This window comes from Nocardiopsis sp. NPDC057823, from assembly GCF_042797335.1.
In the GTDB taxonomy this organism is placed as follows: Bacteria; Actinomycetota; Actinomycetes; order Streptosporangiales; family Streptosporangiaceae; genus Nocardiopsis; species Nocardiopsis changdeensis.
Window position 1 is genome coordinate 54,412 of record NZ_JBHVLR010000016.1, and the last position, 19,825, is coordinate 74,236.

At 74.8% G+C, this 19,825-nt stretch carries 20 protein-coding genes; 13 read left to right on the top strand and 7 right to left on the bottom strand.

The window, feature by feature from the left end; translation table 11 throughout:
• Positions 1 to 299: 299 nt before the first annotated feature.
• Entirely contained in the window at positions 300 to 683 is a 384-nt protein-coding gene (locus ACFVNO_RS23125) for a hypothetical protein (protein WP_355261075.1), read from the top strand.
• Between the two features lie 3 nt (positions 684 to 686).
• On the opposite strand, the gene ACFVNO_RS23130 is transcribed toward ACFVNO_RS23125, so the two are convergent.
• Genes ACFVNO_RS23130 through ACFVNO_RS23140 form a run of 3 tightly spaced genes read right to left on the bottom strand, consistent with a single transcriptional unit; the run spans position 687 to position 3,706 of the window.
• Positions 687 to 1,661, bottom strand: coding sequence for a DUF4097 domain-containing protein (locus ACFVNO_RS23130; RefSeq protein ID WP_378895627.1), 975 nt, complete (start codon positions 1,659 to 1,661; stop codon positions 687 to 689).
• Positions 1,662 to 1,709: 48 nt separating this feature from the next.
• Positions 1,710 to 2,450, bottom strand: a complete 741-nt coding sequence (locus tag ACFVNO_RS23135; RefSeq protein WP_355261069.1) for a response regulator transcription factor — start codon at positions 2,448 to 2,450, stop codon at positions 1,710 to 1,712.
• Complete coding sequence (locus ACFVNO_RS23140) at positions 2,447 to 3,706, bottom strand: sensor histidine kinase (RefSeq protein ID WP_378895755.1); 1,260 nt, start codon at positions 3,704 to 3,706, stop codon at positions 2,447 to 2,449. The genes ACFVNO_RS23135 and ACFVNO_RS23140 overlap by 4 nt, the downstream gene beginning before the upstream one ends.
• A 239-nt stretch (positions 3,707 to 3,945) precedes the next feature.
• Here ACFVNO_RS23140 and ACFVNO_RS23145 point away from each other — a divergent pair, with 239 nt between their 5' ends.
• Positions 3,946 to 4,707 (top strand): (2Fe-2S)-binding protein, encoded by a 762-nt coding sequence (locus ACFVNO_RS23145; protein WP_355261066.1) that lies wholly within the window; start codon positions 3,946 to 3,948, stop codon positions 4,705 to 4,707.
• Between the two features lie 31 nt (positions 4,708 to 4,738).
• Positions 4,739 to 5,494 carry a class I SAM-dependent methyltransferase gene (locus ACFVNO_RS23150; RefSeq protein WP_355261063.1) on the top strand — a complete coding sequence of 252 codons (756 nt, stop codon included), beginning with the start codon at positions 4,739 to 4,741 and terminating at the stop codon, positions 5,492 to 5,494.
• Between the two features lie 155 nt (positions 5,495 to 5,649).
• Here ACFVNO_RS23150 and ACFVNO_RS23155 read toward each other — a convergent pair whose 3' ends face one another.
• A complete protein-coding gene (locus ACFVNO_RS23155) occupies positions 5,650 to 6,132 on the bottom strand; it encodes a VOC family protein (RefSeq protein WP_355261060.1) in 483 nt (160 codons plus the stop codon).
• Between the two features lie 174 nt (positions 6,133 to 6,306).
• Between ACFVNO_RS23155 and ACFVNO_RS23160 the strand changes: the two genes are divergently transcribed.
• From ACFVNO_RS23160 to ACFVNO_RS23185, 6 genes are all read left to right on the top strand, one after another.
• Positions 6,307 to 6,729, top strand: coding sequence for a helix-turn-helix domain-containing protein (locus tag ACFVNO_RS23160; protein ID WP_220565780.1), 423 nt, complete (start codon positions 6,307 to 6,309; stop codon positions 6,727 to 6,729).
• A gap of 97 nt (positions 6,730 to 6,826) precedes the next feature.
• Positions 6,827 to 7,624, top strand: a complete 798-nt coding sequence (locus ACFVNO_RS23165; RefSeq protein WP_378895631.1) for a methyltransferase domain-containing protein — start codon at positions 6,827 to 6,829, stop codon at positions 7,622 to 7,624.
• Between the two features lie 115 nt (positions 7,625 to 7,739).
• Entirely contained in the window at positions 7,740 to 9,329 is a 1,590-nt protein-coding gene (locus tag ACFVNO_RS23170) for a hypothetical protein (RefSeq protein WP_378895633.1), read from the top strand.
• Positions 9,330 to 9,425: 96 nt separating this feature from the next.
• Entirely contained in the window at positions 9,426 to 10,025 is a 600-nt protein-coding gene (locus ACFVNO_RS23175; protein WP_355261051.1) for a DUF3887 domain-containing protein, read from the top strand.
• On the top strand, positions 10,022 to 11,008 hold the full coding sequence (locus ACFVNO_RS23180; RefSeq protein WP_378895636.1) for a CPBP family intramembrane glutamic endopeptidase: 987 nt from the start codon (positions 10,022 to 10,024) through the stop codon (positions 11,006 to 11,008). Before ACFVNO_RS23175 ends, ACFVNO_RS23180 begins: the two co-directional genes overlap by 4 nt.
• An 81-nt stretch (positions 11,009 to 11,089) precedes the next feature.
• Positions 11,090 to 11,533, top strand: a complete 444-nt coding sequence (locus tag ACFVNO_RS23185; RefSeq protein ID WP_355268963.1) for a nitroreductase family deazaflavin-dependent oxidoreductase — start codon at positions 11,090 to 11,092, stop codon at positions 11,531 to 11,533.
• Positions 11,534 to 11,637: 104 nt separating this feature from the next.
• Here the strand turns inward: ACFVNO_RS23185 and ACFVNO_RS23190 are convergent, their stop codons facing one another.
• Positions 11,638 to 12,390: an SDR family NAD(P)-dependent oxidoreductase gene (locus tag ACFVNO_RS23190; protein ID WP_378895638.1), complete on the bottom strand. Its 753-nt coding sequence runs from the start codon at positions 12,388 to 12,390 to the stop codon at positions 11,638 to 11,640.
• A 131-nt stretch (positions 12,391 to 12,521) separates the two neighbouring features.
• On the opposite strand from ACFVNO_RS23190, the gene ACFVNO_RS23195 reads away from it, so the two are divergent.
• Both ACFVNO_RS23195 and ACFVNO_RS23200 read left to right on the top strand, forming a co-directional pair.
• Positions 12,522 to 13,472: an AraC family transcriptional regulator gene (locus tag ACFVNO_RS23195; protein WP_378895640.1), complete on the top strand. Its 951-nt coding sequence runs from the start codon at positions 12,522 to 12,524 to the stop codon at positions 13,470 to 13,472.
• A 105-nt stretch (positions 13,473 to 13,577) separates the two neighbouring features.
• Positions 13,578 to 15,095: a DUF6882 domain-containing protein gene (locus ACFVNO_RS23200; protein WP_378895642.1), complete on the top strand. Its 1,518-nt coding sequence runs from the start codon at positions 13,578 to 13,580 to the stop codon at positions 15,093 to 15,095.
• Between the two features lie 218 nt (positions 15,096 to 15,313).
• Here ACFVNO_RS23200 and chrA read toward each other — a convergent pair whose 3' ends face one another.
• Entirely contained in the window at positions 15,314 to 16,543 is a 1,230-nt protein-coding gene (gene chrA / locus ACFVNO_RS23205; protein ID WP_378895644.1) for a chromate efflux transporter, read from the bottom strand.
• Positions 16,544 to 17,028: 485 nt separating this feature from the next.
• Between chrA and ACFVNO_RS23210 the strand changes: the two genes are divergently transcribed.
• Together ACFVNO_RS23210 and ACFVNO_RS23215 are read left to right on the top strand one after the other, a co-directional pair.
• Positions 17,029 to 18,300: a hypothetical protein gene (locus ACFVNO_RS23210; RefSeq protein ID WP_378895646.1), complete on the top strand. Its 1,272-nt coding sequence runs from the start codon at positions 17,029 to 17,031 to the stop codon at positions 18,298 to 18,300.
• A gap of 105 nt (positions 18,301 to 18,405) precedes the next feature.
• On the top strand, positions 18,406 to 18,696 hold the full coding sequence (locus ACFVNO_RS23215) for a hypothetical protein (protein WP_378895648.1): 291 nt from the start codon (positions 18,406 to 18,408) through the stop codon (positions 18,694 to 18,696).
• Between the two features lie 32 nt (positions 18,697 to 18,728).
• Here ACFVNO_RS23215 and ACFVNO_RS23220 read toward each other — a convergent pair whose 3' ends face one another.
• Positions 18,729 to 19,667 carry an RNA polymerase sigma-70 factor gene (locus ACFVNO_RS23220; protein ID WP_378895650.1) on the bottom strand — a complete coding sequence of 313 codons (939 nt, stop codon included), beginning with the start codon at positions 19,665 to 19,667 and terminating at the stop codon, positions 18,729 to 18,731.
• Between the last annotated feature and the right edge of the window lie 158 nt (positions 19,668 to 19,825).

Below are 19,825 nucleotides of genomic sequence, written 5' to 3' on the forward strand. Positions count from 1 at the left end.
GCTACACATCGCACGCCGGGGCCCCGCGGGAAACGCGGGTCGGAGAGGGGCGGATACGCCCCGGACCGGGCGGCGGGAGCCGGGGCGGATACGCCCCCGGCCGTCCCCGGGGGGCGGGATCGCCCTTCTCCCGGCGGATTCGCGCCCCACGGCCCCGGTCCGGGGCCCCGGCCGGGGGCATCCTAAAAACCCGGTCATCTCCGGGTCGACGGGGGGCAGGTCCTCGGTTTCCGGCCGCCGGGCCCTTACCGTGTCCCCTAGGACGCGAAGGGGTCCGTCCGCAGGAATCGGAGGGGGACATGTCGGAGACGCTCGCCCACAGGCTCGGGGTCCGCGCCGGGGACCGGCTGCTCGTCCTCAACGCCCCCGAGCGGTACCTGCGGCTGCTGGAGCCGCCGCCCGACACCCACATCGACCTGGGCCCCATCGAGGGGGCCGAGTACGACTCCGTGCACCTGTTCGCGCTGGACCGCGCGACGGTGGACCGCGAGGTCCACCCGATCCTGAAGACCCTGTCCCCGGCCGCGGCGGTGTGGGTGTGCTACCCCCAGCCCGGCGGCACCATCATCACCGACCTGCGCTCGGACCGGGGCTGGGACGTCCTGGTCGACGACGGGTGGCGCCCCGCCGCCCAGGTGCCGATCGACTCGGACTGGGCGGCGCTGCGCTTCACCCGCGGCTGAGCGTCAGCCCCCGTGGACCCGGACGCCGCCGCTGACGGTGTCCACCTGGACGCGCGGGCCGTCGGAGGAGGTGCCCACCTCGATGTCGCGCCCGCCCGAGACGGACTCGCCGGTCACGTCGTAGTCGCCGGAGGGGACCCGGACGTCGACGGAGCCGCTGGTCGTCTCCACCACCAGGGTCCGGAACGGGGCGTCGGTGGCGACCTCCACCCTCCCGGAGACCGAGGAGATCTCGGCGGTGTCGAACCCGCCGCCCACGGCCACCCCGCCGCTGGTGGACTCGGCCTCCACCGACTGCGCGGCGAACCCGGTCACGTCCACGTCGCCCGAGGTGCTGACGGCGCGCAGCCGCTCGCCCTCGCCGGAGGCGCTGACGGCCCCGCTGGTGGACTCCAGCTCCGCGGACCCGGTGACCCCCTCGGCCTCGATCCGGCCGCTGGTGGTCTCGACCTCCACGTCGCCGGTGATGTCGGCGAGCTCCACGGCCCCGCTGACGGTGGACACCTCCACCCCGCCCTCGATGCCGGTGGCGGTGACCTCGCCGCCGATGGTCTCCACCAGCACGGCCACCCCGGCGGGCACCGCGATGTCGTAGTCGATCGAGCAGCCGCCCAGGAACCACACGCCCGAGCACTCGGCCTCGATGCGCAAGTCCCCGCCCTCGGCCTCGATGTCCTCGTCGGGCTCGGTGAGGGGGGTGCCGCGCAGCTCCCGGTCCACCTGGACCTCGTCGTTCCCGGCGGCGGAGAAGGCCACCCGGCCCCCGGTGCCGTTCTCGACGACCACGCGTTCGGGGGCGGCGAAGGAGTCCCGCCGGTCCCCCCGGTCCACGCCCACGTTGCCCAGGACCGAGACCGCGGTGACCGCGATGAGGGCCACCACCAGGACGCCGCCCAGCACCAGCCACGGTCCGATGCGGAACCCCGTGCCGGGTTCCTTGCTCGACGAGGCGTACAGGCCCCGTGCCTTGAAACTCACTGTCTTCCTCTCCGTTCGGGCTCTCGCCCCCTTGTGTCCCGGTGCCGGTCAGTTCCGGTCGTGGTCGCGCAGGTAGTGCAGGACCGCCTGCACCCTGCGGTGGTCGTGGTCGTCCTGGCCCAGGTCGAGCTTGGTGAAGATCGACCGGATGTGCTTCTCCACCGCGCGCTCGGTGACGGTCAGCCGGGCCGCGATGCCCGCGTTGTTGAGGCCCTGCGCCATCACCTCCAGCACCTCGGTCTCCCTGGGCGTGAGCCGGTCCAGGGCGCTGCCCCGGTGTCCGCTGAGCAGTTGCGACACCACCTCGGGGTCGATCGCCGCGCCGCCGCCGGCCACACGGCGCAGCACGGTCAGGAACTCGTCGATGTCGGCGACCCGGTCCTTGAGCAGGTAGCCGACCCTGGACATGTCGCGTCCGCCGAACAGTTCGGCGGCGTAGCGGCTCACCACGTGCTGGGACAGCAGCAGCACCGCCACGTCGGGGTGCTCCTCGCGGATGCGGATGCCCGCCTTGATGCCCTCCTCGGAGAAGGTGGGCGGCATGCGGATGTCCACCAGGCACAGGTCCACGTCCGGGTGCTCGGCGATGGCGGCCATCAGCGTGTCGGCGTCGCCGACCTGGGCCAGCACCTCCACCCCGGCGTCCTCCAGGAGCCGGACCATGCCGCTGCGCAGCAGCACCGAGTCCTCCGCGATGATGACCCGCGGCCCCCTGTCCGGGGCCCCGGTGTCCTGCGCGGCCCCGTAGGGGACCGTTCGCGCGTCGTGGCCGTGGAACACGGTTCTCATGCCTCCCAAGGGATGTCGGCGGTCAGGACGGTGCCCTCACCGGCCGGGCTGTGCACGGTCAGGACGCCGTCGACGGCGTCCACCCGGTCCCACAGGCCGTACAGGCCGCTGCCGGAGTCGGGTTCGGCGCCGCCGGCGCCGTCGTCGGTGACGGCGACCCGCAGCAGGTCCCCGCCCTGGCGGGCGGGCCGCTCCACGCGGTGGGCGGACACGGTGACGCGGGAGGCGCCGGAGTGTTTGGCGACATTGGTGAGCGCCTCGCACACCACGTAGTAGGCGACGCCCTCGGCGCGCGCGGAGGGGCGTTCGGGCAGGTCCACCTCGACCTTGGCCGGGACGGGCGAGCGTCCGGCGGCCACGGGCAGGGCGGCGGGCAGGCCGCGGTCGGTGAGCACGCGGGGGTGCAGGCCGCGGGCGACCTCGCGCAGGTCCTCCATGACCTCGCGGGACTCGCGCTGGGCCTCGGTGATCAGCTCCAGGGCGGCGCCGGGGTCGGTGCCCACGCGGGCGCGGGCCCGGGTGAGGGTCAGGGTCAGGGCGAGCAGGCGCTGCTGGGCGCCGTCGTGCAGGTCGCGTTCGATGCGGCGCCGTTCGGCCTCGGCGGCGTCGACCATGCGCAGGCGGCTGTCCTGGACGTGGGACAGGCGGCGGCGCATGCGCACCTCGGGGGCGTCGAACAGCAGGGCCCGGTGCAGCGCCACCTCGGTGGACACCGCGTACGGGGCCAGGCGCACCCCCACGAGCACGGACAGCGGGGCCAGGACCACCTGGACCAGCGGGCCGGCCAGGTCGGAGGGCTGGCCCTGGACGAGGATGAACACGATGCCGACCAGGGCGCCGACGGCGACGGCCAGTCCGCACACCACCAGGGCCACCACGATCCCGCCGAACAGCAGCCCGTGCAGGCCGGCGGCGGTGGTGTACACGACCATGGACCAGGCCTCGCGCCCGAACACGAACCGCCACAGCCGCGACCAGCGGCCGTCGGGGGCCAGCGGGTCGGGCGGCGCGGTCTCCACGATCCCGAAGACCGTGCCCAGCCGGTGCCGCTGCACCCGGCAGGCCAGCCGGGAGAGCAGGGTCGCGGCGGCGGGCAGCAGGACCACCATGGCCAGGGCCTCGGTGAGGATGTTCAGCGGCCCCCCTTGGAGGGGGCCGTTCGTGCCCGGGGCGATGACGAACCCCACCCAGGAGGCGGAGACGACCATCAGGGTCGCGGGCACCAGGTAGAACAGCGACAGCGCGAGCGAGGTCATCAGGTGGGCCGTCTCGATCGCGCGCGTGCGCCAGGGGGCACCGCGGGCCGCTGCGGAGGTGCCCGCGGACCCGGCGGGGGCCCGGGGCGGGCCGCCGGGGCGTGCGATGGATGGACTGTGACCGGTCACGTGTCCCAATCTAGGTTCGGGGCGGCCGGGACACGATGTCATCAGCACGTGGACACGGGGTGGTGGTGGCACTACCCGGGGCGTGCGGGGTCCGCGGGAGAGGGGCGAGGGTGGGCGACGGGCGGGTCGAGGTGGGGCCGGTCCTGGCCGGTGTCGGCCGGATCAACATGCTGTTCGCCCTGGACGCGGCGCCTCCCGGGCCCCGCTGGCGGGCGCTGGGCGCCCCCGGCCCGGGGGCGGTGGCGGCGGAGGTGGAGCGGGTGCGCGGGAGCTTGGCGGGATTCGCCGGGGTCCCGGCGCGGGAGGTGGAGTGGCGGGTGGGCGCCTCGCTGTTCCAGCAGGGGCTGGCCACCCGGACGCTGTCGCCGGTGCTGGCCGCGGCGCTGTGCCACGGTGCGGCGCTGCGGGCTGAGGCCTTCCACCGGGACCCGGGGGCGAAGGGGCCCATGGTGCTGCGCACCTCCCAGCGGTGGGCGGAGCCGATCGCGCGCGAGGACCCCGCGGCGGTGGCCGGCCACATCGCCGCGACCGTCCTGGCCGGGGTGCTGGAGCCGGTGGCGGCCGCCCTGGACGCGGTGCCCCGCGGCACGGGCCGGGTGGCGCCGGGGCTGCTGCGCGGCAACACCGCTTCGGCCCTGGCGGGGGCGGCGCGTTCGCTGGGCCTGGCCCGGCCCGCGGTGCGGGAGGCGGCCGAGGAGGTGGTGCGGCTGCTGGCGGCGTCCCCGGCGCTGGCCGGGACCGGCTCCTACACCGGGCGCGACGCCGGCGGGGCCGCGGTGTTCCGGCGCACCACCTGCTGCCTGTACTACCGGGTGCCCGGGGCGGGGTACTGCGGCGACTGCGCGCTCGCCGCGCCGGGGAAATCGGGGTGACACCGGGCGGAGGGCGTGCCACGCTGCCCGGATGACCACTCCTGAGATTCCTCCCCTGTACCGGGACTGCGACTTCAACGGGCCGCTGTCGGACGCCCACGCCGCCCGGCTCATCGACACCCTGGGGCCGCTCGACGGCCGACACGTCGTGGACGTGGGCTGCGGGTGGGCCGAGCTGCTGCTGCGCACGCTGGAGGGCGCGCCGACCGCGACCGGGTTCGGCATCGACATCGGCGAGGGGGCCATCGCCCACGGCCGCGCCAACGCCGCCGCGCGCGGGCTGGCCGACCGGGTGGAGCTGGTGGTGGGCGACGCCGGGAAGTGGTCGGGCGGCGGGGCCGACGTCGTGTTCAACATCGGGGCCACCCACGCCTGGGGCGGCGAGCCGGTGACCCACACCGCCAACGCCCTGGAGGCGCTGTCGGGGCTGCTGCGGCCGGGCGGGCGGCTGCTGTTCGGCGAGTGCTTCTGGGTGCGCGAGCCCACCGACGCCGAGCTGGCGGCCATGTACGACACCCCGCGCGAGCAGTACCGGACGATGCGCGGGCTGGTGGACATGGCGCTGTCCTACGGGTTCCGGCTGTGGGCGCTGTCGCAGGCGTCCCTGGAGGAGTGGGACGACTTCGAGAACCGGCACGCCAAGGCGTGGGAGGAGTGGCTGGTGGAGAACCCCGGCTCCCCCGACGCCGAGGAGGTCCGCGCCCTGTCCGACCGGCACCGGGTGGCCCGCGTCGACGGCTGGCGCGAGGTGATGGGGATGGCGTACCTGACGCTCGTGCGGGTGTGAGGCGGGCCCGTGCGGCCGGGGCCCGCCCCGGCCGCACGGTGCTCTTCCACGCCTTCGCCGCGCTGCGGCCCGCCCGGCGCCGCCCGGCGCCGCCCGCGACGGCCCGCGGCCGCGGGGCCTGCCCCCGGGGACCGCTCCCGGGCCGCCGGGGCCGGTCAGGCGGCGTCGGCGGCGCGGCGCACCTCCTCGATGTCGATGCGCTGCATCGCGAGCATGGCCTTGACGGCCCGCTCGGCCCGGCCCGGGTCGGGGTCGGTGACCAGGTCGTCCAGCTCGCGGGGGAACACCTGCCAGGAGAACCCGAAGCGGTCCTTGAGCCACCCGCACTGGCTCTCCTGGCCGCCGCCCTCCAGGAGGGCGTACCAGTAGCGGTCGGACTCGGCCTGGTCGGCGCACGGCACCTGGAGGGAGAATGCCTCGCTGAAGGTGAACTCCGGGCCGCCGTTGAGGGCGGTGATCCGCTGGCCCTGGATCTCGAAGTCGACGGTCAGGACCGACCCCTGGGGGCCGGGCATGCCGGGGCCGTTGTGGACGACCTTGAGGATGCGGGCGTCGTCGAACACGCCGACGTAGAATTCCGCGGCCTCCTCGGCCCGGCCGTCGAACCACAGGCACGGGGTGATCTCGAGCTCGGTCATGGTGGTGTCCCTTCGGTGCGTGCTGCTCCGTCACAGGTACCGACCCGGCGCGGGGCCGGAACTCATCGCGGTCCGGACGGTTTTCTCCGGCGTTCTCCGCAGTCCTCCAAGCTTCCTCATCCTCCCCCGTGGAGACCTAGGATCAGGGGATATCCGGAAGTGGAGGGGCGTTTCGTGGAGCAGCGGTACTACTCGGTGGACCAGGTGGCGGAGCTGTTGGGGCTGCACGTGAAGACCGTGCGCGGCTACATCCGCGACGGGAGGCTGGCGGCGACGCGCATCGGCAAGCAGTACCGGATCCGCCGCGAGGACCTGGAGGCGTTCGGCGGGGGCCCGGTGGAGGCGCCGGAGCCGCAGGGGCCGGCGTCGGCGGAGGTGTCGGCGGTGGTGCGCCTGGAGGGGGTGGACCGGGACCGGGCCGACCGGGTGACGACGCTGCTCACGGCGGCGGCCGCCACCCCCGGGCAGGGGCGCCCGCCGGTGCACGTCCAGGCGGTGCACGACCCGGGCGCGCGCAGCCTGCGGCTGGTGATCCTGGGGGACGCGGCGGGGACCGCGGCCCTGTTGGACCTGGTGGACCGGGTCGCACAGAATTGATGTCTCACATTCTGATATTGAGATCTCATCTTTAGAGACGGCGGGTGTAGGGTCGGGGTACCGCGAACACGGCGGTCCCCCGACGGAAAGGGCGACGATGACGCGCTACACCCACGGCCAGCACCCCTCGGTCACCGACTCCTACCGCTGGCGCAACGCCGCCAACTCGGCCGGGTACGCGCTCGCCGAGATGACCCCGGGGCGCTCCCTGCTGGACATCGGGTGCGGTCCGGGCACCATCACCGTCGACCTGGCCGCGCGCGTCGCGCCGGGCAGGGTGGTGGCCGTGGACTCCTCCGCCGAGGCGGTGGGGCTGGCCCGCGCCACGGCGGAGAAGGAGGGCGCCGGGAACATCGACTTCCGGGTCGGCGACGTCCACGACCTGGACCTGCCCGACGCCTCGTTCGACGTGGTGCACGCCCACCAGGTGCTCCAGCACGTGGCCGACCCGGTGCGGGCCCTGTCCGAGATGCGCCGGGTGACCGCGCCTGGCGGGGTGGTGGCGGCCTGCGACAGCGACTACTCGGGGATGTACTGGTACCCGCGGTCGCCGGAGCTGGACGAGTGGATGGACCTGTACCAGCGCGCGGCCCGCGCCAACGGCGGGGAGCCCGACGCGGGGCGGCGCCTGCTCTCCTGGGCCCGCGCCGCCGGGTTCGAGGACGTCACCTACGCCGCCGAGGTGTGGGACCACTCCTCCCCCGAACGGCGCTCCTGGTGGGGCGGCATGTGGTCGCGCCGCATCCTGGAGTCGGACCTGGCCCGGCAGGCGGTCGCCGAGGGGCTGGCCTCCCCCGCCGACCTGGAACGCATCTCGGCCGGGTGGGCGGCCTGGAGCCGGGACCCCGACGCGGTCTTCGTCATCCCCCGCGGCACCGTCCTGTGCCGGGTCTGAGACGGCGGACGAACAAGGCCCCCGCCGGTGCGGACCGGCGGGGGCTCCCGGGGCGGCCCCCGGTCTGATTGGGTGGAGAACACACGGTCACCCCTCGTCACGGCCGGAGCCCTCCATGACCGAACCCGAACACCCCCTCCCCTCCCCCGAGCCCCCCGCCGATCCCGGAGCCCGCCCCGAGGCCGGACCCGCAGAAGGCCCGGAACCGCCCGGGGGCCCCGACGCGTTCTCGGCCGTCCTGGGCAACGCCACCCTGCTCGGGCTGGGCTACCTGCTGGTGCGCCGCCCTCACTGGGCCCTGGCCGCCGCAGGCGCGGCGCTCGCCCTGGTCGCGCTCATCGCCCTGTTCCCGCACGTCACGGCCTGGAGAGTGCTCCTGGGGCTGGTGTGGGCGGGCGCGGTCGTGCACGCCTGGTGGCTCACCCGGCGCCCCGGCGGGACCCCGGTCCCGCCCCCGGCCCCGGGCGGGGCGGCCCCGCCGCGGTGGCGCACCCGGGTGCTCACGGGCGCCTGCGTGCTCCTGGTCGCCCTCGCGTGGCTGCGGCTGGACGCCTGGGCGATCACCCGGGACGCCGAGGCCGCGCACACCGCGGGCGACTGCGACCGCGCCCTGGCCTCCCTGCGCTGGCTCCTCCCGGCGCACGGGATCGCCCACGGCCCGGCCGCCGACCGCGGCGTCCAACAGCGCCAGGCCTGTGAGCTGCTCACCGCCGCCCTGTCCGACCCCGACCCGGCGGCCGCGGCCGAGAAGCTGGAGCGGTACCTGGCCGAACCGGGCGCGCTCTGGGACGGTGCCGGCCCCGAACGCGCCGAACTCCTGCTCGACACGGTCGTGGCGCGGGCCCGGGAGCAGGAGGCCGCCGGCGAGGCGCTGGGCGGCCACGGCCCCGCGGTGGCCGCCGTGGAGGACGCCTTCACGCAGCTGGCGCGGACCCTGGAGGACGCCCCCGGCCAGAGCGGGCGGGTGGGCGCCGTCGCGGAGTCGTTCCTGTCCTCCCTCGACGGCATGGCCCCGTGCCGGGCCCGGGAGATCGACGGCTGGCTGCTCGCCCAGGACTGGGAGGACCCCGCGCTGGCCCGTGTGATGGAACCCCAGGCCGAACAGGCGCCGGTCCGGATGTTCGACTGCGCGGAGGCCCTGGCCTCGGTCCGGCCCGAGGAGGGGGCGGGGGCCCACCAGGAGTTCCTGGCGGCCCATCCCGAGCACCCCCTGGCGGCGCGCTCGGCCGAGAGCCTGATCGCGACCGAGGAGTACTGCGCGCACCCGGCCGCGTTCCCGGCCGCGCCCGCCTACGAGGGGGAGGGCCCGCACGCGATGCGCGTGTCGGGGCTGGACCCCGAGGAGTACGGCTTCCCGGACTCCTGGCGGGCCGACACCGTCGAGGAGACGGTCCTGGTGGTCTGCGTGCAGGGCCCCGAACGGGGCTCCTTCCAGCGGACGTGCGCCTACGAGCCGGGTGAGGACCAGCTGCTGCTCCCGTTCTCGGGGTCGACGGACGTGGACTTCTACGCCAGCGCGTTCACCCTCCAGGCCTACGAGCTGCACAGCGGCGAGCTGGTGGAGGAGTACACCGAGGAGATCGGCGACCCCTGCCCCGAGGAGCTGGAGTACGAGTCCTACTTCCTCGACATCGTGCCCGGGGAGTACGACTCGGACTACTCCGCGGCGGACGTGCGCGGGATGTTCGACCGCCTCATGGACTGAGCGCCGCCCGGGGCTTCCGGGGCCGGGGCCCGGGGCCCCGGCCCCTGCTTGCACTCGGCCCGCTTGTAAACCTATGCTTTACAAGTGCAAGAAAATTTGACGAATGCGCTTCGGTCGCTGAAAACGCACACGGAGGAGTTCCTCGCCTCGCGTTTCCGGACCGCGGACGAGGACTGGGCCGGCTCGATCGCACTCGCCCTGCGCATGCAGGCGGACGCCGACGGGGTCGTGCGCGCCGTCGTGCAGCAGGCGCGGCGCAGCGGTGTCACGTGGCAGGTCATCGGCGACGCGCTCGGCGTGAGCCGGCAGGCGGCGTTCCAGCGCTACGGCAGACCGGTCGACCCCAGAACGGGAGAACCCATGGACACCACCCCCCTCCCCGGTGCCGCCGAACTGGCGGCCTCGGTGATCGAGGACCTCGCGGCAGGCCGGTGGTCGCGGATCACCGACCGGTTCGACCCGGCCATGCGCGACGGCCTGTCCGAGGACGCGCTCGCCGCCGCCTGGGCGCAGATCGTCGGCATGTCCGGGGCCTTCGAGGGGCACGGGGAGCCGGAGGTGGCCCGTGCCGCCGACGTGACGGTCACCAACACGCCGCTCTCGCTGGAGGCCGGCGACTACACGGCGCGGATCGCGTTCCGCGACGACCGGACCATCGCCGGTCTGCACATCCTCGACGAGAGCCGGCGGCCGTGACCGCCGCCGCGCCCCCGGGCGGGCGCCGCACGAGCCGCCGCGACCTGCGCTCCGTCGCCGTCTTCACGGGCCTCGCGTTCGCGCTCGCCTGGCTCCTGGCGCTCCCGCTCTGGCTGGGCGAGGGGATCGCCGACCCCTGGTTCGCCCCCGTGGCCGTCGCCGTGATGGGGACCCCCGCGATCGCCGCCCTCGTCGTCGTGTTCTTCGTGGAACGGCCGCCGCACAAGGCGCGAACGCTGGGACTGTGGCCGCTGCGGCCGGCCCGCAGGGTGCTGGGCTACGCGGCGGCGGGGATCCTCGTGCCCATCGCGCTCGTCCTGGCGGCGCTCCCGGTCGGCGCGCTGCTGGGGGTCTACCCGGCCGACTTCACGGGCTTCTCGGCCTTCCGGGAGGTCCTCGACGAGCAGGCGGGCGCCCTGGGAGCGGACGGAATCCCGGTGCCGGTCGGCGTGCTCGTCGCCGTCCAGGTCGCCGCGCTCCCGATGGCGGCGTTCGTCAACCTCCTCCCGGCGCTGGGCGAGGAGCTCGGATGGCGCGGGTGGCTGCTCCCGAAACTGATGCCGCTGGGCACCCTGCCGGCCCTGCTGGTCTCGGGCGTGATCTGGGGGGCCTGGCACGCCCCGCTCATCCTCCTGGGGTACAACTACCCGGACGCGCCGGGCTGGCTGGCCGTGGTCATGATGACCGGCATGTGCACCGTGGTCGGCGCGGTCTTCGGCTGGCTGCGGCTCCGGTCGGGGTCGGTGTGGCCCGCGGCCCTCGCCCACGCGGCCTTCAACGGCGCGGGCGGGACCTACCTCCTCTTCGCCGCGGCGGGGGAGCACATCGACACCACGCAGGCGACGATCCTGGGCTGGAGCGGGTGGATCGTGCCGCTCGCGTTCGTCGCGGTCCTCGTCGCCACCGGGCGGTTCGCCCCCGCGCCGTCGGGGCAGGACGCGCCTCTGGAGGACGCGGGGCCGGAACGCGCCACCGGCGGGTAGCCGTACCGGCTCGCGGGAGGGGCCGGCCCCTCCCGCGAGCCGGTGGTGCCCCGGGGCCGCCGTTGCTGTTTGACTGGGCGCATGCCTTTGCACGGTGAATACGAACCCAGTACCTCCGCCCGCGCCCGCGAGCAGGCGGAACTCTACGAGTCCTCCGGCGGCACCGAGGGGACCACGATGAACGGCCTGCCCGTCGTGCTGCTGACCTCCATCGGCGCCAAGACCGGGAAGCTGCGCAAGACGCCGCTGATGAGGGTCGAGCACGAGGGCCGCTACGCCGTCGTCGCCTCGCTCGGCGGCGCGCCCGAGCACCCCGTCTGGTACTTCAACCTCAAGGCCGACCCCCGGGTGGAGCTCCAGGACGGGCCCGAGCGCAACGACATGGTGGCGCGCGAGCTCACCGGCGCCGAACGGGAGCTGTGGTGGGAGCGCGCGGTGGAGGCGTTCCCCCCGTACGCGGACTACCAGACCAAGACCGACCGGCGCATCCCGGTCTTCGTGCTGGACCCCGCTCAGCACGACTGACACCGGGGGGCCGCGCACCGCGCGGCCCCCGCGGGCGCCGGTCCCCGCGACCGGCGCCCGCCCCGGAACCCCCGTGACGCGCGGAGGCTTCCCGGACCCGGTCCTCAGACCTGGTTCACGCCGCCGTCGACGTAGATGTTCGCCCCCACGACATAGCCGCTCTGCTCCGAGGCCAGGAAGGCGACGGCCGCGGCGACCTCCTCGGGCTCGCCCGTACGGCCCTTGACCACGGTCTCGGCGGCACCGGTCCGGACGGCCTGCGCCGCCTCCTCACCACCGAGGAGGGCGGTGGCGCCGGGGGTCTCGATCATGCCCGGCGAGACCACGTTCACCCGGATGCCGCGCCCCTTGAGCTCGACGGACCAGGTCCGCGCGAACGACCGGACGGCGGCCTTGGACGCGGCGTAGGCGCCGAACGCCTCCATGCCGCGGTCGGCGGCCGTGGAGCCGATGAGGACGACCGAGGCCCCGTCGTTGAGCAGCGGGAGCGCCTTCTGCACGGTGAACACCACGCCCCGGGCGTTGACCGCGAAGGTCGTGTCGAAGTGCTCCTCGGTGGTCTGCTCCAGCGTCGCGAACTCACCGATCGCCGCGTTGGCGACGAGCACGTCCAGCCCCCTGCCCCGGGCCCGGACCGCCGCGTAGAGCCGGTCCAGGTCCTCCGGATCCGAGACGTCGCCGACGATGCCCGTGGCCCGGTCCGCGCCGACCGCCTCGACCGCGGCGTCCAGCTCCACTTTGCGCCGACCGGTGATGAAAACGTGTGAACCCTCGTCCGCCAACCGTTGGGCGGTGGCCAGGCCGATGCCGCCGTTGCCGCCGGTGACCAGCGATGTCCTGCCGTCGAGCTGTCCCATGGGAACTCCCCTGCCCCTGTCCGCGCGGATCTCGGCCGATCCGCTCCGCCAACGATCATGCTGCGCCCGACAGGCAAGATCCATAATGTAAGATCCCTGATTCTTTACAGATCGTCCAGGGGGGCCGTGTGTTGCTCGGTTTCAGAGACCCCGTCGCCGACGCGATCGGCCTGCTCCGGCCCAGCACGTCGATCGGGCCCAGCGTGCAGGCCACCGGGGAGTGGGCGGCGCGCTTCGACGGGTCCGCGCACATGAGGACCGGCTTCGTCGCGCGCGGCGGGTGCTGGCTGCTCCTCCAGGGGCACGAACCCGTGCGGCTGGAGCGGGGCGACTACTACCTGCTGGGCAACCCCGACCCGTACGTGCTCTCCGGCACGCCCACCGCGGACCCGCGCTCGGCGGTCCGGGTGGGAGGGAACGCCGCGGGCGGGGTGGTCCGCATCGGCCCGGAGGCCGAGGACGACACCTACGTGTGCGACGGGCGGTTCACGTTCGAGGACGCGAACGCGTCGGTGCTGACCGACATCCTGCCGCGGCTGGTGGTCGTGCCCTCCACCGACCCGCGCGCCCGGCACCTGGCGCTCGTCTGCGAGCTGCTGGTCATCGAGCTGGAGGCCGACGCGGCGGGCGGCCCCCTCGTCCTCAACCACCTGGGGCAGATCATGCTCGTGCACATGCTCCGCGCCCACGCGAGCCGCACCGGCCGCCCCGTCGGCTGGCTCTGCGCGCTCAACGACGACGGGATCGGTGCGGCGCTGCGCGCCATGCACGCGGACATGGCGCGCTCCTGGACTCTGAGAGAGCTCGCCGAGGCCGGGCACATGTCGCGTTCGGCCTTCGCCCGGACCTTCAAGGAGCGGGTGGGGGTGCCGCCGCTGGAGTACCTGATCCAGTGGCGGATGAGCCTGGCGCGCGACGCGCTGCGGCACGGGACACTGTCGATCCCCGAGCTGGCCTCGGCGACCGGTTACCGGTCCGAGAGCGCGTTCAGCACCGCGTTCCGCCGGGTGGTGGGCGTGTCACCGGCCCGGTTCCGGTCCCGGGCGCGCTCGGCCGCCGACGCGGAGGCGCGGCCGGCCTGAGCCCGCACGCAGCCGGCCCGGGCCCGGTCGGAGAACCGGGTCGGTGCCCGCGGCGTCGTACCCCCCGCCGACGACCGTGACACGAGATCCGGAGACACCACGCCCATGAGCCCGTTCTACAGCCGGGAATTCCACGACCTCGCCCGACCGCACCTGGGGTGGGTGCTGGAGCAGTACAACCTGTTCGACGAGCTCGTCCCCAACGGTGACGTCAACGTCGACTTCGCGGCGTGCACGGTGCGGCGGGGCGGGTACGAGCTGCGGGTGGGGCTGCTGGGCAGCTACGCCGAGGACGGCACGTGGCTGTGGGGTTGGGCCAACCCGCACTTCGAGGGGGCGCCGGTCATCGCGGAGACGGAGCGTCTGCGCACCCTGGGCGCCGCCGGACCGGGCGTGCCCGAACTCGCGGAGGGCCTGGTGGACCTCAATCACCTGCCCGACCCGCGGTTGGGCTCGGACCACCTGGCGCTGGCCGCCATGGGGCTGCTCGGGGCGCGAGGGCTGGTCATCTTCAACCACGGCGGTCGCGCCCGCACCTTCCTCGTGGTGACGGACCCCGGGATCCCCTTCGCCCGGCCGGGGGCGGCGGACGGGGTGGAGGCGTGCCTGCGCAACGGTTCCCTGCTCTTCGGGGACTCCGCCTGGGACGGGGAGCGCGGGTACGCCACCGCGGTCGTCCGGGGATACCTCGCCCACCACGGGCTCACCGAGAGGGTCGGTGAGGGCGGGATCGGCGGCGTGTTCGACAACGGCAACGTGCTCACGGTGCGGATCGGTGCGGACGACACCCTCGACGGGGTCGAGATCACCGGACCTGACGGGGGCGAACCGCTGCCGGGGCCGACCGTCGCGGCCACCGGTCTGCGGCGGACCGACGCCGGACCGCAGCCGGAACCGTTCCCCTCGGGGCTGCTGCCGACGGTGCTGCCGCGGCTGGCCCTCGCCCTCGCCCAGGACCTGGCTTTGGAGGATCACCTGCGCGAGGCGGGGTGGAGTGCCGGGGCTGGTGTCGAATGGGACGCCGACACCGCCACCCTGCGCTACCCGACGGCGGCCGAGGGGCCCGGCGCGGTCGTGGTCGCGGGGCGTGAGATCGGCGTGTTCGACCCCGCGACCGCCACCTGGGAGTGGGCGGGGTGGGAGGGCGCCGAACCGCTGCGGGCGGCGGCCGGCGACAGCGGACACCCGGAGCTCGCGGCCGACGGGGTGGACCTGTCGGGGTACCGGCGCCCCGCCCACATCGTCGACATCCTGACCCGCACCGCCGCCGGCCTGGGTTCGGGGCGCGGCGTCGCGACCGTGCCGGCGGACGGGGGGCGCACCCGCTACGTGGTGGTGACCGATCCGGCCGTCCCTGCCGCCCGCGCCGACCTCGAGCGTGTCGCCGAGGTGATCCTGGGTGCGGCGAACCTGGTGCACCCGGTCGCTTCCCGCGAGAGTCTGCGCCGCGACATGCGCGCCCTGGCCCGCGGCTACTTCGAGGCGTTCGGCCTGCCCACCCTGAACATGTACGGGCCCGAGGCGCTCGGCGGCCTGTTCGGCCTCTACGAGGCCCGCGTCCTGTTCAGCGTTGACGGGACCGTTCAGTCCGTCGAGGTCGGCCTCATGGGCGCGCCCCGCTGACCCGTGTCGGCTCCGGGGCGGCTCCCCCGGGCCCCAGGGCGCGGGCCGGCCGCCGTGCGCGGTCGGCCCGTGGCCCCGGGACGCCCCTCAGTGCGTCGGGGCGGTCTCCGGGGCACGGCGCGCGTGCCGCTGCGTGAGCGCCGTGAGGTGGGCGGTGGCGTCGGCGGCCGGGTGCGCGTGGGCGGCGCGGACGGTCGGGGACCGGACGGCCGGCCGGGTCACAGGAGCAGGAGGCCGATCGCGCCGGACGCCGCGACGACCGCCCAGGCCGGGGCCCGCCACACCGCCAGCGCAACGAACGCGGCCGCGGCCAGCGCCATCGTCGCGGGCGAGACCACGCCCTGGAGGAAGACCGGGTCGTACAGCGCCGCGGCCAGGATCCCCACCACCGCCGCGCCCGCGCCCGCCAGGGCCCGCCGGGCGCGGGCGTCGCCGCGCAGCCGCTCCCAGAACGGCAGAGCGCCCACCACCAGCAGCGCCGAGGGCAGGAAGACCGCCACCAGGGCCAGCGCGGCGCCCAGCAGCGGGCTGCCCGCCACGGGCATGAGCGCCCCCAGGTAGGCGGAGAAGGTGAACAGCGGTCCCGGTACGGCCTGGGCCGCCCCGTAGCCGGCCAGGAACGAGGTGTGGTCCACCGCTCCGGAGCCCACCGTCTCGGCCTCCAGCAGCGGCAGGACCACGTGGCCGCCGCCGAAGACCAGCGACCCGGCGCGGTAGAAGCCGTCGGCCGTGTCCAGCGCCGCGTTGCCGGTCAGCGCGGCCGCCGCGGGCAGGCCCGCGAGCAGGACGGCGAACACCGCCAGGCAGGCCAGGGCCGTGCGGCGCCGCACCGGCACGCCGGCTCCGGTCGCGTCGCGGTCGGCCGGCGCCCCGGAGGAGAGCCAGAGCAGGCCGGCCAGGGCGCCCAGGGCGATGGCCGCCACCTGGCCGAGGGCCGAGGGCACCAGCAGGGCCAGGACCAGTGCGGCGACCGCGATCGTGGCCGGGCGGCGCCCCGCGGCCAGGGTCGTGGCCATGCCCAGGACGGCGTGGGCGACCACGGCCACCGCCGCCGCCTTCAGGCCCAGCAGCCACCCGGCCCCGGGTTCGGCGCCGATGGCCTGCACCCCCAGGGCGAAGCCCGCCATGAGCACGGCCGAGGGCAGGGTGAAGGCCGCCCAGGCGGCGGCCATCCCGGCGTATCCGGCGCGGCGCAGCCCCAGGGCCATGCCGACCTGGCTGGAGGCGGGGCCGGGCAGGAACTGGCACAGGGCCACCAGGTCGGCGTAGGCGGCCTCGGAGAGCCACCGGCGGCGCACGACGAACGCCTCGCGGAAGTAGCCCAGGTGCGCCACCGGTCCGCCGAAGGAGGTCAGGCCCAGCAGCAGGAACGCGCCGAAGACCTCACCGGCCGTCCCGCGGGCGGCGCGGTCGGCGGGGGCGGGTGTGGTCGGGTCCGTCTCGCTCACGCGGGCACCGCCCGGGCGGGCGGGGGCGGGGATGGGCGCACGGCGCTGTTCCTCCGCCGTCCCGGCGTGCTCCGATACGGCCGAACGCTATCGGAGGGCGCCGGCGTGCCCCCGCGCGGGGTGTCCGGCCTGGCCGGCCCCCCGGGGGGCCGGCCTGCGGGCGGTTCGCCCGCGGGGCATTTCATATCAGGACATAAGCCGTCGAAATACACGGTGAATCGAAAAGGCGAACGATAAAGAAGCGAATTCGGGCTTCGCGGCCGTTCGACCGGCCCTAGACTGCACACGAGAACACGATCCGCGGCGTGAAGGCCGCGGAAAAAGTTCGGAGCCGCCTGGTGCGCCAACACCATGACGGCTCCTGACCGACCGTCCTGATAAGAGCAGGAAGGTGGCTAGGCGTGAATTCTAGTCCCTCGATTACGCATGTCCAAAACCGGGGTCGCATCTCGGCCCCAATCCCCCGCAAACGCCCTCAGGGGGCGATGGACGGCATCGGGTTCATCCCGGCCATCTGGGTGTGCGAGGCCTTCCGCGGCGATGTGTTCCCCAGCCTGCCGGCCTTCGCCGTCGCCTCGATCATCGCCGACGCCGCCGACCGCGACGGCCGCTGGTGCTTCCTGTACCTGGACACCCTGGTCGCCCGCTCCTGCGGCAGGCTCAGCCGCTCCACCGCCAAGCGCGCGCTCAAGGACCTGGTCGCCGCGGGCGTGGTCCGCAAGCTCCCGCGCGCGGCGCTGCCCGCGTTCTTCGCCGAGGACCTGGCCGCCGGGCGGCGCCGCGCCGACAACCTCCCCGACGTCCTGGAGCTGCTCATCCCGGCCAGCGCCTACACCCGCCACGGCCCGGAGGTCCTGGAGGAGATCAACGAGGTCCGCGCGCGCCTGGGCGAGGAGCCCCTGACCCCCGCCGGCCGGCCCGACTTCGCGGCGGCGGACCGGGACGAACCCCCGCGACGGTCCACGGTGAACCGTCGCGACGGGTCACAGCGACCCACAGACCCTTTCCCTGATGACCCCTCCCCTGGCGACCCCTCTCCGGATCCGGTCCGTGAGCGGTCCACCACAGGGCCGGCGCCCCTCTCGCGGCCGCGGACCTCGCCGGGCCCGGCCCCGTGGGCGCTGGAGCTGCTGGCCCGCATCCCGGACGGAGCCCTCTACCGCCCCCACGTGGATCGCAACCTGCTGGCCACCCGGCTGGTCGAGCTGCGCGCCCAGGGCGTGTCCGTCGAGGAGCTGGCCCGCGCACTGGCCGGCTGGGAGCACACCGACCGGCCCTTCGCCGCCCTGCACACCCGCCTGGCCTCACCCGCCACCGTCCGGGACTGGAACGCCAGAGCCCTGCTGAGGCCCCTGTCCCGGCCGGAGGAGCCCGGGGAGGCGTTCCCACGGCTCCCGGAGTTCGCCCTGGACTCCCGGGGCAGGGCCGCCCACACCTGCCCGGACCACCCGTCCATCCGCAACATCCCCGGCGGGGCCTGCTCCGTGTGCGGCGCCCCCTGCCGCACCCGGCCCGATGAGGCCGTCCACCCGTTCGCCGCCGCCCGGCGCGACGGCGTCCTGGAACGGCTGTTCGGCCCGCCCGACGTCGACGAGGGGTTCACCGCACCCAAATGCGCCAACGAGCACTGCAACCCCGACAGGGCCTCGCCCCGCTACCGCACCGTCGTCCGCCTGACCCCCGACGGGCGCGACGCCGTCGCCGTCCCCTGCCCCGTCTGCGGCCGCAGAGCCGACGCCCCCGCCCTCGCGGCCTGAGGCCGCCGCACGCGCCCGGTCCCGGCTCCGGCCCGGGTGCGCGGCGGCCCACGGCGACGCTGTAGGGTCCCGACACGATCACAGGTGCGGAAGGGGAGCGATGCGATGCGTGCGGCCGATGCCCCCGACGGTTCGGTGACCCTGAGCATGTCGCAGGCCGAGGCGACGGTCCTCCACGAGCTGATCGCCTTCGCGGAGTTCGCGAACGACCTGACCTCGATCGAGCCGGAGCGCCCGGTGGAGCAGAAGGTGCTGTCCGACGTCCAGCAGGCGCTCGCGCCGCTCATCCGCGGCCTGGGTACCGAGGGCTACGGGGCCGCGCTGGACCGCGCCTTCGCCGCCATCGACCCCGGCCCCTTCGGCACGGCCCCCGGCCCCCCGGACCGCGCCCCCTGAGCACACGGGTCCCCTGCGGAGTCGACGCGCTCTCAGCGGGTCACGGTGGTCTGCCGGCCGATACGCGACAGCTTCTCGGGGTTGCGCACGTGGTAGGCGCCGGTGACGTGGCCGTTCTCCACTCGCACCACCAGCACGCCGTCGATCTCTCCGTCGGCTCGGACGAGCAGCCCTGGGCCGCCGTTGATCTGCACCAACTCGACCGACCTCTCCGCGTCGCGCTTCCACCAGCCGACGGCCAGCAGGCGAGCGACGTTGTCGGCCCCCACGACGGGCCGCAGCAGGGCATGCTTGACACCGCCGCCGTCGCTCAAGGCGACGACGTCCGGCGCGAGGATGTCGAGCAGGCTCTGCAGCTCGCCGGTTTCGACCGCCCGCTGGAAGGCGTGGAGAGCGGCTCGGTGCTCGGCCGGGGAGCCGGTGCCGCGCGGCCGCCGCGCAGCGACGTGCGCCCGTGCCCGGTAGGCGAGCTGGCGGACCGCGGACGGGCTCTTGCCGACGGCCTCGGCGATCTCGTCGTATCCCAGATCGAACACCTCGCGGAGCACGAACACCGCCCGCTCGACCGGCTGGAGCGTTTCCAGCACCAGCAGCATCGCCATGGAGACGCTGTCGGCCAACTCCACGTCCTCGGCCACATCAGGCGCGGTCAGCAAGGGCTCGGGCAGCCACGGCCCGACGTAGGACTCCTTGCGCCGGCCTAGCACGCGCAGCCGGTCCAGCGCCTGCCGGGTGACGATCCGCACCAGGTAGGCACGCTTCTCCCGCACGGTGTCGAGATCGACGCCCACCCAGCGCAACCAGGTCTCCTGCAGGACGTCCTCGGCGTCGGCGGCCGAACCGAGCATCTCGTAGGCGACGGTGAACAGCAGGTTGCGGTGGGCGACGAACGCCTCCGTGGCGGGGTCCACGCGTTCGGCACGACCGAGCGGTCCCGGTGTGTCCGTCGCTCGCTCGCTGCGTCCGCTCATACCCGGCCCCCGCCTGTCCGTGTTCAGCTCCACCACACGCACGAGACGCCGCTTTCGACCGCTGCGTAACGCGCGCGATCGATGATCCACGTCACATGAGGGCGCCGTTACGGGGGGCGGGCGGCCGGCGTCTCGTGTCCGTCGGGATGCCGTGCGAA